This window comes from Geodermatophilus pulveris (assembly GCF_900188375.1).
Taxonomy (GTDB): Bacteria; Actinomycetota; Actinomycetes; order Mycobacteriales; family Geodermatophilaceae; genus Geodermatophilus; species Geodermatophilus pulveris.
In genome coordinates, this window is record NZ_FZOO01000001.1 from 117607 (window position 1) to 130957 (window position 13351).

The 13351-nt window shown below is 73.6% G+C and carries 10 protein-coding genes; all 10 read left to right on the forward strand.

The window, feature by feature from the left end; genetic code table 11:
- Positions 1-3 precede the first annotated feature (3 nt).
- The 10 genes from nuoF to CHB98_RS00675 all read left to right on the forward strand — a co-directional run bounded on the left by nuoF (position 4) and on the right by CHB98_RS00675 (position 13332).
- The gene (gene nuoF, locus CHB98_RS00630) at positions 4-1332 is read left to right on the forward strand and encodes an NADH-quinone oxidoreductase subunit NuoF (RefSeq protein ID WP_089303692.1); all 1329 of its coding nucleotides are present in this window, start codon (positions 4-6) and stop codon (positions 1330-1332) included.
- Positions 1329-3794, forward strand: coding sequence for an NADH-quinone oxidoreductase subunit G (locus CHB98_RS00635; protein ID WP_089303693.1), 2466 nt, complete (start codon positions 1329-1331; stop codon positions 3792-3794). The genes nuoF and CHB98_RS00635 overlap by 4 nt, the downstream gene beginning before the upstream one ends.
- A complete protein-coding gene (gene nuoH / locus CHB98_RS00640; RefSeq protein ID WP_089303694.1) occupies positions 3791-5278 on the forward strand; it encodes an NADH-quinone oxidoreductase subunit NuoH in 1488 nt (495 codons plus the stop codon). The genes CHB98_RS00635 and nuoH overlap by 4 nt, the downstream gene beginning before the upstream one ends.
- Positions 5262-5927, forward strand: a complete 666-nt coding sequence (gene nuoI / locus CHB98_RS00645) for an NADH-quinone oxidoreductase subunit NuoI (RefSeq protein WP_281251812.1) — start codon at positions 5262-5264, stop codon at positions 5925-5927. The genes nuoH and nuoI overlap by 17 nt, the downstream gene beginning before the upstream one ends.
- Positions 5924-6760 carry an NADH-quinone oxidoreductase subunit J gene (locus CHB98_RS00650; protein WP_089303695.1) on the forward strand — a complete coding sequence of 279 codons (837 nt, stop codon included), beginning with the start codon at positions 5924-5926 and terminating at the stop codon, positions 6758-6760. The genes nuoI and CHB98_RS00650 overlap by 4 nt, the downstream gene beginning before the upstream one ends.
- 73 nt (positions 6761-6833) lie before the next feature.
- Positions 6834-7133, forward strand: coding sequence for an NADH-quinone oxidoreductase subunit NuoK (gene nuoK, locus CHB98_RS00655; protein WP_089303696.1), 300 nt, complete (start codon positions 6834-6836; stop codon positions 7131-7133).
- A 17-nt stretch (positions 7134-7150) separates the two neighbouring features.
- Positions 7151-9046, forward strand: a complete 1896-nt coding sequence (gene nuoL / locus CHB98_RS00660) for an NADH-quinone oxidoreductase subunit L (RefSeq protein ID WP_179224064.1) — start codon at positions 7151-7153, stop codon at positions 9044-9046.
- A gap of 31 nt (positions 9047-9077) precedes the next feature.
- A complete protein-coding gene (locus CHB98_RS00665) occupies positions 9078-10727 on the forward strand; it encodes an NADH-quinone oxidoreductase subunit M (RefSeq protein ID WP_089303697.1) in 1650 nt (549 codons plus the stop codon).
- Positions 10727-12274 (forward strand): NADH-quinone oxidoreductase subunit NuoN, encoded by a 1548-nt coding sequence (gene nuoN, locus CHB98_RS00670; RefSeq protein WP_089303698.1) that lies wholly within the window; start codon positions 10727-10729, stop codon positions 12272-12274. Before CHB98_RS00665 ends, nuoN begins: the two co-directional genes overlap by 1 nt.
- Complete coding sequence (locus CHB98_RS00675) at positions 12274-13332, forward strand: polyprenyl synthetase family protein (protein WP_089303699.1); 1059 nt, start codon at positions 12274-12276, stop codon at positions 13330-13332. The genes nuoN and CHB98_RS00675 overlap by 1 nt, the downstream gene beginning before the upstream one ends.
- The last annotated feature ends 19 nt before the right edge of the window (positions 13333-13351 follow it).

Sequence of the window (13351 nt, forward strand, 5' to 3'; positions counted from 1 at the left end):
CCCGTGCCCCTCACCCCCGTCCTCACCTCCCGCTGGGGAGCCGACCAGCCCTGGCGGCTGGCCACCTACGAGCGCCTCGACGGCTATGCGGCGCTGCGCACCGCGCTGTCCATGAGCCCGGACGAGCTGGTCGCCCTCGTCAAGGACTCCGGCCTGCGCGGCCGCGGCGGCGCCGGCTTCCCCACCGGCATGAAGTGGAGCTTCATCCCGCAGCCCAAGCCGGGGGAGACGCCGACCGGCCCGGCCGCGATGCCCAAGTACCTCGTCGTCAACGCCGACGAGGGCGAGCCGGGCACCTGCAAGGACCTCCCGACGATGATGACCGACCCGCACTCCCTGGTGGAGGGCGTGGTCATCTCCGCGTACGCCATCCGCTCGCACTTCGCCGTCATCTACGTGCGGGGCGAGGCGGTGCACGCCCACCGCCGGCTGGTGTCGGCGGTCGAGGAGGCGTACGCCGCCGGCTACCTGGGCCGCGACATCCTCGGCTCGGGCTACGACCTCGAGGTGCTGGTGCACGCCGGCGCGGGCGCGTACATCTGCGGCGAGGAGACCGCGCTGCTGGACTCGCTCGAGGGCTACCGCGGCCAGCCGCGCCTCAAGCCGCCGTTCCCCGCGGTCGCCGGCCTCTACGGCGCCCCCACGGTGATCAACAACGTGGAGACGCTGGCCAGCGTGCCGTTCGTCGTCCGCGGCGGGGCGGACTGGTTCAAGGAGTTCGGCCCGGAGAAGTCGCCCGGCCCGAAGATCTACTCGATCAGCGGCCGCGTCGTCTCCCCGGGCCAGTACGAGGCCCCCATGGGGACGACGATGCGCGAGCTGCTGGAGTTGGCCGGCGGCGTGCGCCCCGGCCACGAGCTCAAGTTCTGGACGCCGGGCGGCTCGTCGACGCCGTACTTCACCGCCGAGCACCTCGACGTCCCGCTGGACTTCGACTCGGTCGCCGCCGCGGGCTCCATGCTCGGCACCACCGCGCTGATGGTCTTCGACGAGACCGACTCGATCGTCGAGGCCACCCTGCGGTTCACCGAGTTCTACGCGCACGAGAGCTGCGGCAAGTGCACCCCGTGCCGCGAGGGCACCTACTGGCTGGTCCAGATCCTCGAGCGGCTGGTGCACGGCCGCGGGACGGCGGCCGACCTGGACCTGCTCACCGACACCTGCGACAACATCCTGGGCCGCTCGTTCTGCGCCCTCGGTGACGGCGCGACCAGCTGCATCGCCAGCTCGCTGAAGTACTTCCGCGACGAGTACGTCGCCCTGCTGCCCCCGGAGGAGCAGGCCCGGCTGGGCCGCAGCCTCCGGCTCGAGCCCGTGGGAGCCATGGCGTGACCCTGACCAACCCGACCCCGGCGCCGGCGGTACCCCCCGGCGCCCCGGGACCGCACACCCCGCCGGACGCCGTGCACTGCACCATCGACGGCTTCGAGGTCGCCGTCCCCAAGGGGACGCTGATCATCCGGGCCGCCGAGCAGGTCGGCGTCTTCGTCCCGCGGTTCTGCGACCACCCGCTGCTGGAGCCGGTCGGCGCCTGCCGGCAGTGCCTGGTCGAGGTGGAGGGGCAGCGCAAGCCGGTCGCCTCCTGCACCATGCCGGTCACCGAGGGCATGGTGGTGAAGACCCAGCTCACCAGCCCGGTCGCGGACAAGGCGCAGCAGGGCACGATGGAACTGCTGCTGATCAACCACCCGCTGGACTGCCCCACCTGTGACAAGGGCGGCGAGTGCCCGCTGCAGAACCAGGCGATCAGCAACGGCCGGGCCGAGAGCCGCTTCGTCGACGTCAAGCGGACCTACCCCAAGCCGCTGCCGATCAGCACCGAGGTGCTGCTGGACCGCGAGCGCTGCGTGCTGTGCGCCCGGTGCACCCGGTTCTCCCAGCAGGTGGCCGGCGACCCGTTCATCGAGCTGTTCGAGCGGGGCGCGCTGGAGCAGGTCGCCGTCTACGAGGACGAGCCCTTCGAGTCCTACTTCTCCGGCAACACCACGCAGATCTGCCCGGTCGGCGCGCTGACCAGCGCCCAGTACCGGTTCCGGGCGCGGCCGTTCGACCTGCGCAGCGAGGACAGCGTCTGCGAGCACTGCGCGTCCGGCTGCGCCCAGCGCACCGACTACCGGCGCGGCAGGGTCACCCGCCGGCTGGCCCGCGAGGACCCGGCCGTCAACGAGGAGTGGAACTGCGACAAGGGCCGCTGGGCCTTCCGCTACGCCACCGCCAACGAGCGCATCACCACCCCGATGGTCCGGGGCGCCGACGGCGTGCTGGAGCCGGCGTCCTGGCCGGAGGCGTGGGCCGCGGCGGCCGAGGGGCTGGCCGCCGCCCGCGCCGCCGGCGGGGTGGGCGTGCTGCCCGGCGGCCGGCTGACCGTCGAGGACGCCTACGCCTACGCCAAGTTCGCCCGCGTCGCGCTGGGCACCAACGACGTGGACGCCCGCGCCCGCGCCCACTCCCACGAGGAGCTGGCCTTCCTCGCCGCGCACGTCGCCGGCACCGGCCCGGCCACCGGGGCGGTCACCTACGACGACCTCGCCGCCGCGCCGGTGGTGCTGCTGGCCGGCCTGGAGCCGGAGGAGGAGTCGCCGATCGTCTTCCTGCGGCTGCGCCGGGCGGTGCGCACGGCGGGCATGCAGGTCTTCGACCTCGCCCCGTTCGCCACCCGCGCGGCGGAGAAGCTGCACGCCACGGTGCTGGCCACCCGTCCCGGCGCGGAGGGCCGCTCGCTGGCGGCCCTGGCCGAGGGCAGCTGGGGCGGCCCGGCGGTCGACGCGCTGCGGCGGCCCGGCGCGGTGGTGCTGGCCGGCGAGCGGCTGGCCGAGTCCCCCGGCGCGTTCTCCGCGCTGGCCGCCCTGGCCCGCGCCACCGGCGTCCGCGTGGCGTGGGTGCCGCGGCGGGCCGGTGAGCGCGGCGCCGTCGAGGCCGGCGCGCTGCCGACCCTGCTGCCCGGCGGCCGGCCGGTCACCGACGCCGGCGCCCGCGCCCAGGTCGCCGCCGCCTGGGGGGTGGCCGACCTGCCCGCCGCCCCCGGGCGCGACACCACCGGGATCCTCGCCGCCGCCGCGTCCGGGCAGCTGGCCGGCCTGCTGGTCGGCGGCGTCGACCCGGCCGACCTGCCCGACCCCGGCCTGGCCGAGGCGGCCCTGGCCCGGGCGTCGTTCGTGGTCAGCCTGGAGATGCTGCCCGGCGCGGTCACCGAGCACGCCGACGTCGTCCTGCCGGTGGCCTCCGCCTCGGAGAAGGCCGGCGCCTACCTGGACTGGGAGGGCCGGCTGCGGCCCTTCGACGCCACCCTGCACGGCACCGGGCAGCTGCCCGACGGCCGCGTGCTGCAGGGCCTGGCCGACGAGCTGGACGTCGACCTGGGGCTGCCCGCGCCCGAGGTCGCCCGCGCCGAGCTCGCCGCGCTGGGGGCGGTCGCCGTGCGGCCCGCGGTCACCGGCCTGGACGTCGTCCCGCTGGCGGAGCCGGAGCTCACCGGCGAGGAGGCGGTGCTCGCCTCCTGGCGGCAGCTCCTCGACGTGGGCACGCTGCAGCGCGACGAGCCCGAGCTCGCCGGCACCGCCCGCCCGCCGGTCGCCCGCGTGGGCGAGGACACCGCCCGCCGGCTCGGCCTGGCCGACGGCGACCCGGTCACCGTCTGCGGCGCGATGGGCGAGGTCACCCTGCCGGTGCTGGTCACCGCGATGCCCGACCGGGTGGTCTGGCTGCCGATGCGCTCACCGGGCAGCGAGCTGCGCTCCGAGCTGGGCACCGCACCCGGCGGCGTCGTCCGCCTGATCCCCGGAGGGCCCCAGTGACCGTCCTCGCCGCAGCCGCCGACCAGCCGACGCTGGAGGACTTCGGCACCGACGTCTGGTGGATCGTCCTCATCAAGATCGTCGGCGTGTTCGGCATCCTCGTGCTGCTCACGCTGTTCGCCATCGTGTTCGAGCGCAAGGTCGTCGCCCGGATGCAGCAGCGGATCGGCCCCAACCGGGTCGGTCCGCGCGGCTACCTGCAGAGCCTCGCCGACGGGCTGAAGCTGGCGTTCAAGGAAGACATCATGCCGGCGCTCGCGGACAAGCCGGTCTACTTCCTGGCCCCGGTCATCGCCACCATCCCGGCGTTCCTGGCCTTCTCGGTCATCCCGCTGGGCCCGGTGGTCAGCATCTTCGGGCAGCAGACGCCGCTGCAGCTGACCGACGCCCCCATCGGCGTCCTCGTCGTCCTGGCCTGCTCGGCGATGGGCGTCTACGGCATCGTGCTCGGCGGCTGGGCCTCCGGCTCCACCTACCCGCTGCTCGGGTCGCTGCGCAGCGCGGCGCAGATGGTCAGCTACGAGATCGCCATGGGGCTGTCGATCGTCGCGGTGTTCCTCTACGCCGGCTCCATGTCCACCTCGGAGATCGTCGCCGCCCAGGCCGACGGCAACCCGGTGTCCTTCTTCGGGCTGGAGTTCACCGGTCCCGGCTGGTTCGCCGTCCTGCTGCCGGTGTCCTTCGTCATCTACGTGATCGCCGTGGTGGGGGAGACCAACCGGGCGCCGTTCGACCTGCCCGAGGCGGAGAGCGAGCTGGTCGGCGGGTTCCACACCGAGTACTCGTCGCTGAAGTTCGCGCTGTTCTTCCTGGCCGAGTACATCAACATCGTCACCGTCTCCGCGCTGGCCGCGACCCTGTTCCTCGGCGGCTGGCGGGCGCCGTGGCCGATCTCGATCTGGGACGGCGCCAACTCCGGCTGGTGGCCGCTGCTGTGGTTCTTCCTCAAGGTGGTCGTCGCGCTGTTCGTCTTCGTCTGGCTGCGCGGCACGCTGCCCCGGCTGCGCTACGACCAGTTCATGCGCTTCGGCTGGAAGGTGCTGGTCCCGACCGCGCTGGTCTGGATCCTCGCCGTCGCCACCATGCGCACCGTCGCCCGGGAGGCCGACCTGTCCACCGGGCAGGTGGCGCTGTTCGTCGGCGTGCCCATCGCGCTGCTCGTCCTGGGCGGGCTGTTCCTGGCCGGCCGGGCGACCAACCGGGCGACCCGGATCGCGGCCACCAAGGCGGCGGCCGGCTCCAACCACCCGACCGACGCGGAGCCGGAGGTGCTGCCGCCCTCCGGGCCGCGCCGCCGGCCGGCCCGCCCCACCGGGCCCAGCCGCGCCGAGGGCGGCTTCCCCGTCCCGCCCATGGACCTCACCGTCCCGCCGTCGCCGCGGCTGCGCCGCCGCGAGGCGGTCGCCCCGGACGGTGCCGTGGTCGGCACCGGGCGGCGCAGCACCACCACGATCGAGGAGGACGTCGATGACCGAGCACGGTGACCCCGACCGCCGCTCGCCGGACCCGCACGCACCCGGGCACGACGCGCTGGCGCAGACCTCCCGCGAGATCGCCCCCCGGGACCGCGGCGCCGAGCCGGCCCGGCGCACCAGCTGGCTACCCGGCCCGGGCCAGGGCTTCGGGGTCACCTTCGCGCAGATGTTCCGCAAGGTGACCACCGAGGAGTACCCCGAGGTGCCCAAGGTGACCAAGCCGCGCTACCACGGGCGGCACGTGCTCAACCGGCACCCCGACGGCCTGGAGAAGTGCGTCGGCTGCGAGCTGTGCGCCTGGGCCTGCCCCGCCGACGCGATCTACGTCGAGGGCGGGGACAACACCGAGGACGAGCGCTACTCGCCCGGCGAGCGGTACGGGCGCGTGTACCAGATCAACTACCTGCGGTGCATCTTCTGCGGGCTGTGCATCGAGGCCTGCCCGACCCGCTCGCTGACCATGAGCAACGACTTCGAGCTGGCCGACGACAACCGCGGCGACCTGATCTACACCAAGGAGCAGCTGATGGCCCCGCTGCTGCCGGGGATGGAGGCGCCGCCGCACGCCATGCGGCTCGGGGACGACGAGAAGGACTACTACATCCGGACGCCGGACCCCGCCTCGCCCGCCGAGCCGGTGACGGTGGAGACCCCGTGAACCCGGAGGTGGTCCTCGGCACCGGCGAGGCCGTCGTCTTCTGGGTGCTCGCGCCGGTCGCGCTGGCCGGCGCGCTGGGCATGGTGTTCTCCCGCAACGCCGTGCACTCCGCGCTGTGGCTGGTCATGACGATGCTCTCGCTGGGCGTGTTCTACGTCGTCCAGGAGGCGCCGTTCCTCGGTGCGGTGCAGATCATCGTCTACACCGGCGCGATCATGATCCTGTTCCTGTTCGTGCTCATGCTGGTCGGCCGCGACTCGTCGGACTCGGTGGTGGAGACCCTGCGCGGGCAACGGGTGGCCGCGATCGTGCTCGGCCTGGGTTTCGCCGGGCTGGTCGGCGCCGGCATCGCCCGGGCCACCCAGGACCTCGCGGTCACCGGGCTGGCCGCCGTGCAGAACGCGGGGACCAGCAACATCGAGGCCATCGCGGCGCTGCTGTTCACCCGCTACCTGCTGGCCTTCGAGGTGACCAGCGCGCTGCTGATCACCGCCGCCGTCGGCGCCATGGTGCTGGCCCACATCGAGCACGAGCCCGGCACCCGGCGCACGCAGAAGGAGCTGTCGCGGGCCCGGTTCCTCACCGACCGGCCGCAGACGCTGCCCGGGCCCGGCGTCTTCGCCCGCGGCAACTCCGTCGCCGTCCCGGCGCTGCTGCCCGACGGCCGGCTGGCCGAGGACAGCTTCGCGACCGGCATCGAGCCGCAGGAGGCCGACCAGATGCCGCGTCCCACCGGCCGCGGGCAGCTCGGCTCCCCCGACGCGGCGCTGGGCACCCTCGACCCCGCGCCCAGCGACACCCCGGGCGGCCGCGAGGGAGGGCAGCACAGGTGAGCGAGCGTGCGAGCGGACCCATGAGCGCGGCACGCCGCGTCGCGATGACGACGAGCGCCGGCGAGGAGGAGTCGTGACGCTCACCTACTACCTCGTGCTGGCCGCGATCCTGTTCACCATCGGCGCGGTCGGCGTGCTGGTGCGGCGCAACGCGATCGTCGTGTTCATGTGCGTCGAGCTGATGCTCAACTCGGTGAACCTCACGCTGGTCACCTTCGCCCGGGCCAGCGGCACCCTCGACGGCCAGGTCATGGCGTTCTTCGTCATGGTCGTCGCCGCGGCCGAGGTCGTCGTCGGCCTCGCGATCATCATGTCGATCTACCGCACCCGCCGTTCGGCGTCGGTCGACGACGCCAACCTGCTCAAGTACTGAGGGACGGGGAACGGTAGATGGAGACCGCACCGGCCGACGGGCTGATCGCCGCGTCCTGGCTGCTCATCGCGCTGCCGCTGGCCGGCGCCGCCGTCCTGCTGCTCGGCGGGCGGCGCACCGACCGGTGGGGGCACCTGCTCGGCACCGGCACGGTCGTCGCGGCCTTCGTGCTCGGCCTGCTGTGCACGCTGCAGCTGGACGGGCGGCGCCTGGACGTCGCGCTGTTCACCTTCATGTCCACCGGGTCGCTGGACGTGCGGGCCGGCCTGCTGTTCGACCCGCTGTCGGCGCTGTTCGTCCTGCTGATCACCGGCGTGGGCTCGCTCATCCACGTCTACTCGATCGGCTACATGGAGCACGACCCGCGGCGCCGGCGGTTCTTCGCCTACCTCAACCTGTTCGTCGCCGCGATGCTGCTGCTCGTCCTCGGCGACAACTTCGTGGCCCTCTACGTCGGCTGGGAGGGCGTGGGCCTGGCGTCCTACCTGCTCATCGCCTTCTGGCACGAGCGCCCGTCGGCGGCCACCGCCGCGAAGAAGGCGTTCATCATGAACCGGGTCGGCGACGTCGGGCTGGCGCTGGCGATCTTCCTGATGTTCGCCCAGCTGGGCACCGTCTCCTACGACGGCGTGTTCGGCTCGATCGGCCTGCTGGCCGGCGGCACGGTCACCGCGATCGGCCTGCTGCTGCTGCTCGGCGCGTGCGGCAAGTCCGGCCAGTTCCCGCTGCAGGCGTGGCTGCCCGACGCCATGGAGGGCCCGACCCCGGTCTCCGCGCTCATCCACGCCGCGACCATGGTCACCGCCGGGGTGTACCTCATCGCCCGGTGCGCGCCGATCTACGACGCGACGCCGACCGCGCGGACCGTCGTGCTCGCCGTCGGGGCGGTCACGCTGATGATCGGGGCGATCGCCGGCTGCGCGCAGGACGACATCAAGAAGGTGCTGGCCTACTCCACGGTCAGCCAGATCGGCTACATGTTCCTGGCCGTCGGGCTCGGGCCGATCGGCTACGTCGCCGGCCTGGCCCACCTGCTCACCCACGGCTTCTTCAAGGCCGGGCTGTTCCTCGGCGCCGGCTCGGTCATGCACGCCATGGGCGACCAGGTCGACATGCGGCGGTTCGGCGGTCTGGCGCCGCACATGAAGGTCACCTTCGTGACGTTCGGGCTGGGCTACCTGGCGCTGATCGGCTTCCCGTTCCTGTCCGGCTTCTACACCAAGGACGCGATCATCGAGGCCGCGTTCGACCGCGGTGACGGCTGGGGCTACCTGCTCGGCGGGCTGGCGATCCTGGCCGCCGGGCTGACCGCCTTCTACATGACCCGGCTGATGCTCATGACCTTCTTCGGCCGGCCGCGGTGGGAGCCCGGCGTGCACCCGCACGAGTCGCCAGCGGTGATGACCGCGCCGATGGTGCTGCTGGCGGTCGGCTCGGTGGCCGCCGGCTTCCTGCTGGTGGTCGCCTTCCCGCTGGAGGAGTGGCTGGCCCCGGTCTTCGGCGAGCCGGAGGCCGCCGAGCACGTGGTGGCGCCGATCGTGGTGAGCGTCCTGGTCACCCTGGTCATGCTCGCGGGCGTCGTCACCGCCTGGCTGTTCGTCGGCCGCCGCGAGGTGCCGGTGACCCCGCCGGTGCGGGTCTCCCCGGTCACCCGGGCCGCCCGCCGCGCGCTCTACGCCGACGCGGTGAACGAGTCGCTGTTCATGCGGCCGGGGCAGTGGCTGACCCGCGCGCTGGTGTTCGTCGACAACCGCGGGGTGGACGGCGCGGTCAACGGCCTGGCCGCCACGCTGGGCGGCTCGTCGTCCCGGCTGGGCCGCACGCAGACCGGCTTCGTCCGCTCCTACGCCCTGTCCATGCTCGGCGGTGCGGTGGTCGTCGCCGGCGCGCTGCTGGCGGTGACGACGGGATGAGCTCCCCCTCCACGGACCGAGAGGCCACCTCGTGACTGACTTCCCCTGGCTGCTCGCCATGATCGCCGTCCCGGCGGTCGGTGCGGCGGTCGTCGCCGCGCTGCCGCGGGGCCGCGAGGAGACGGCCAAGCAGGCCGCCCTCGGCGTCAGCCTGGTCGTGCTGCTGCTCGCCGTGCTGGCGACGGCCGCCTTCGACGTCGGCGGCGAGCGGTTCCAGCTGACCACGTCGGTGCCCTGGATCCCCGACTTCGGCGTCGACTTCGCCCTCGGCGTCGACGGCATCGCGCTGGTGATGCTGCTGCTCATCGGCGTCCTGGTGCCGGTGGTGGTGCTGGCCTCCTGGCGCGACGAGCCGGTCGGCCGCCGCTCGATGCGGACCTTCTTCGCCTGGCTGCTGCTGCTCGAGTCGTTCATGGTCGGCGTCTTCGCCGCCACCGACGTCTTCCTGTTCTACGTGTTCTTCGAGGCCATGCTGGTCCCGATGTACTTCCTGATCGGCAGCTTCGGAGGGCCGCGTCGGCAGTACGCGGCGGTGAAGTTCTTCCTCTACAGCCTGGTCGGCGGGCTGGTCATGCTGGCCGCCGTCATCGGGCTGTACGTGGTCAGCGCCAACGAGCTCGGCGAGGGCACCTTCGCCTTCGACACGCTGCGCCAGGTCGAGATCGACCCGGACGTGCAGCGGCTGCTGTTCCTCGGCTTCTTCGTGGCCTTCGCCATCAAGGCCCCGCTGGTGCCGTTCCACACCTGGCTGCCCGACTCCGGGGCCGAGGCGCCGATCGGCGGGGCGGTGCTGCTGGTCGGCGTCCTGGACAAGGTGGGCACCTTCGGGTTCATCCGCTACTGCCTGCCGCTGTTCCCCGACGCCTCCCGCGACCTGGCGCCCTACGTGCTCGTCCTCGCCGTCGCCGGCGTTCTCTACGCCGCGCTGCTGGCGATGGGGCAGAGCGACATGAAGCGGCTGGTGGCCTACACCTCGGTCGCGCACTTCGGCTTCATCGCGCTGGGCATCTTCGCCTTCACCACCGAGGCCACCACCGGCGCGGTGCTCTACATGGTCAACCACGGCCTCTCCACCGGGCTGCTGTTCCTGGTGGTCGGCATGCTCATCGCCCGCGGCGGCTCCCGGCAGGTCGGCGACTACGGCGGGGTGGCCCGGCAGGCGCCGCTGCTCGCCGGCGTCTTCCTCGTCGCCGGGCTGGCCTCGCTGGCGCTGCCGGGCACGAACAGCTTCGTCAGCGAGTTCCTGGTGCTGATCGGCTCGTTCCCGACCCGGCCGGTGTTCACCGTCCTGGCCACCGTGGGCATCGTGCTCGCCGCGCTGTACGTGCTGCTGGTCTACCAACGCACCATGCACGGCCCGCCGCGCGGCGTGCTGCTGGAGCCCGCGCCGGAGGCCTCCGCGCCCGGGACCGGGTCGCCGGCCCCCGTCGGCGGGGGAGGGGCCACCGCGGCCACCGCCACGCTGGACGCCCCGGCGGCCGCGCCGGCCCGGCTGCGGGTGCACGACCTGACCCCGCGGGAGCTGGCCGTCGCCGCGCCCATGGTGGCGCTCGTCATCGCGCTGGGCGTCTACCCGCAGCCGCTGATCGACCTCGTCGAGCCGGCGGTCGCCGCGACGATGAGCGACGTCGGGGCCGACCCGGCCGGCGTCACGCCCGAGGCCCCCGGGGGGACGGACTGATGATCGAGGCCCCGGACCTGTCCCTCGGCGCCCTGGCGCCGTTCCTGCTGGTCTTCGGTGCCGCGTGCGTCGGCGTCCTGGTGGAGGCCTTCGCCCCCCGCGAGCGACGGCACCCGGTGCAGGTCGCCGTCGCCCTCACCGGCACCCTCGGCGGGCTGCTCACCACCCTGCTGCTGGCCGGCGAGCGGCAGGTCACCGCCGGCGGGGCGCTGGCCGTCGACGGCCCCGCGGTCTTCCTGCAGGCGACCATCGCCGGCCTGGGCGCGCTGTCGCTGCTGATGTTCGCCGAGCGCTCGCTGGACCCCGCCCGCTCGGCGTTCGTCGCCGCCGCGGCGGTGCCCGCGGGGAGCCCGCGCGACCGCGAGCTGATGACCGCGACCCGGGTGCAGACCGAGGTCTACCCGCTGACCACCTTCGCCATCGGCGGCATGATGCTGTTCGTCGCCTCGAACGACCTGCTCATCATGTTCATCGCGCTCGAGGTGCTCAGCCTGCCGCTGTACCTGATCTGCGGGCTGGCCCGCCGCCGGCGGCTGCTGTCCCAGGAGGCCGCGGTCAAGTACTTCCTGCTGGGGGCGTTCGCCTCGGCGTTCTTCCTCTACGGCCTGGCGCTGGTCTACGGCGCCACCGGCAGCATCCGGCTCTCGGTCATCCGGGAGTCCGCCGCCGCGCAGGCCGGGGGCGGCGTCCTGCTGGTCCTGGGGCTGGCCCTGCTCGTGGTCGGGCTGATGTTCAAGGCCAGCGTGGCGCCCTTCCACGCCTGGACGCCGGACGTCTACCAGGGCGCCCCGACGCCGGTCACCGCCTTCATGGCCGCCTGCACCAAGGTCGCGGCGTTCGGCGCCATCCTGCGGCTGCTCTACGTCGGCTTCGGCACCAGCGAGTGGACCTGGCGGCCGCTGGTCTACGGCATCGCCATCGTGTCCATGGTGGTCGGCGCCGTGCTCGGGCTGACCCAGACCGACCTCAAGCGGATGCTGGCCTACTCCTCGATCGCGCACGCCGGGTTCCTGCTCACCGGCGTGCTGGGCTACGGCGGCGGCGCCGACGGCACGGCCCTGGGGGTGTCCGGCACGATGTTCTACCTGCTCGCCTACGGGCTGACCACGCTGGGCGTGTTCGCCGTCCTCACCCTGGTCCGCGACGGCGACGGCGAGGCCACCCACCTGTCCAAGTGGGCGGGGCTGGGCCGCCGCTCGCCGCTGACCGCGGCGGTGATGGCGCTGTTCCTGCTCGCGCTGGCCGGCATCCCGCTCACCAGCGGCTTCACCGGCAAGTTCGCCGTCTTCCGGGCGGCGATCGACGACGGCGCCTGGCCGCTGGTGGTCGTGGCGCTGCTGGCCAGTGCCGTGGCGGCCTTCTTCTACCTGCGGGTCATCGTGCTCATGTACTTCTCCGAGCCGGCGGCCGACGGACCGACGGTCGGCGTCCCCGGCCTGCCGACGACGCTGGTGCTCGCCGTGACGGTCACCGCGACGGTGGTCCTGGGCGTGATCCCCGGGGCGGTGCTCGACCTGGCCGAGCAGGCGGCTGGATTCGTCGGCTGATGACCGGAGCCAGCGCCGCCGTCGGCGGGGAGACCCCGACCGACACCTGGCAGCGGATCTCGACGCCGGCCTCCACGGTGGGACCGTGGCTGCCCGGCGGCGACCTCGGCGGCCGGCTGGCGGACTCCCTGGGGCGGGTCGAGGAGGCGCTGCACACGGCGGTGGGCAGCGACCACCCGTTCGTCCGGGAGGCCGCCGGGCACCTGGTCGCCGCCGGGGGCAAGCGGTTCCGCCCGCTGCTGGCGATGCTGGCCGCCGAGCTCGGCGACCCGTACGCACGGGGGGTCGTCGAGGCCGCGGTGGTCTGCGAGCTCACCCACCTGGCCACGCTGTACCACGACGACGTCATGGACGAGGCCGCCGTCCGCCGCGGGGCGCCCAGCGCGAACAGCCGGTGGAGCAACAGCATCGCCATCCTCACCGGCGACTTCCTCTTCGCCCGCGCCTCCGACCTGCTGGCCGACCTCGGCCCCGAGGCGGTGCGCATCCAGGCGCGGACCTTCGAGCGGCTGGTCACCGGACAGATCCGGGAGACCGTCGGCGCCCAGCCGGGCGACGACCCGGTCGCCCACTACCTCGACGTGCTGGCCGACAAGACCGGCTCCCTGGTGGCCACCTCGGCGCGCTTCGGCGCCTCCTTCGCCGGGGTGGACGGCGAGCTGGTCACCGCGCTGACCGCCTTCGGCGAGGAGGTCGGGGTGGCCTTCCAGCTCTCCGACGACCTGCTCGACATCGTCAGCCGGGACGGCGCCTCCGGGAAGTCGCCGGGCACCGACCTGCGGGAGGGCGTCGCGACGCTGCCCGCCCTGTTCGCCCTCGCCGGGGACGACCCGGCCGAGCAGCGGCTGCGCGAGCTCGTCGCCGGTCCCATCACCGACGACGCCGAGCACACCGAGGCCCTGGAGCTGCTGCGCTCGTCGGCGGCCCTGCAGCGGGCCGGAGCGGTGCTGCGCGAGTACGCCGACCGGGCGCAGACCCGGCTGGCCGTCGTCCCCGACGGGCCGGTCCGCGAGGCGCTCTCGGCCCTGTGCGACTACGTGGTCACCCGCACCAGCTGAAGGCGGGGGGATGCTGGGC

Excerpts from the sequence above, each read along its gene's own strand:
- nuoI (WP_281251812.1), top strand. The coding sequence starts at position 5,262 with ATGACCGAGCACGGTGACCCCGACCGCCGCTCGCCGGACCCGCACGCA.
- nuoL (WP_179224064.1), top strand. The coding sequence starts at position 7,151 with ATGGAGACCGCACCGGCCGACGGGCTGATCGCCGCGTCCTGGCTGCTC.
- CHB98_RS00675 (WP_089303699.1), top strand. The coding sequence starts at position 12,274 with ATGACCGGAGCCAGCGCCGCCGTCGGCGGGGAGACCCCGACCGACACC.
- nuoN (WP_089303698.1), top strand. The coding sequence starts at position 10,727 with ATGATCGAGGCCCCGGACCTGTCCCTCGGCGCCCTGGCGCCGTTCCTG.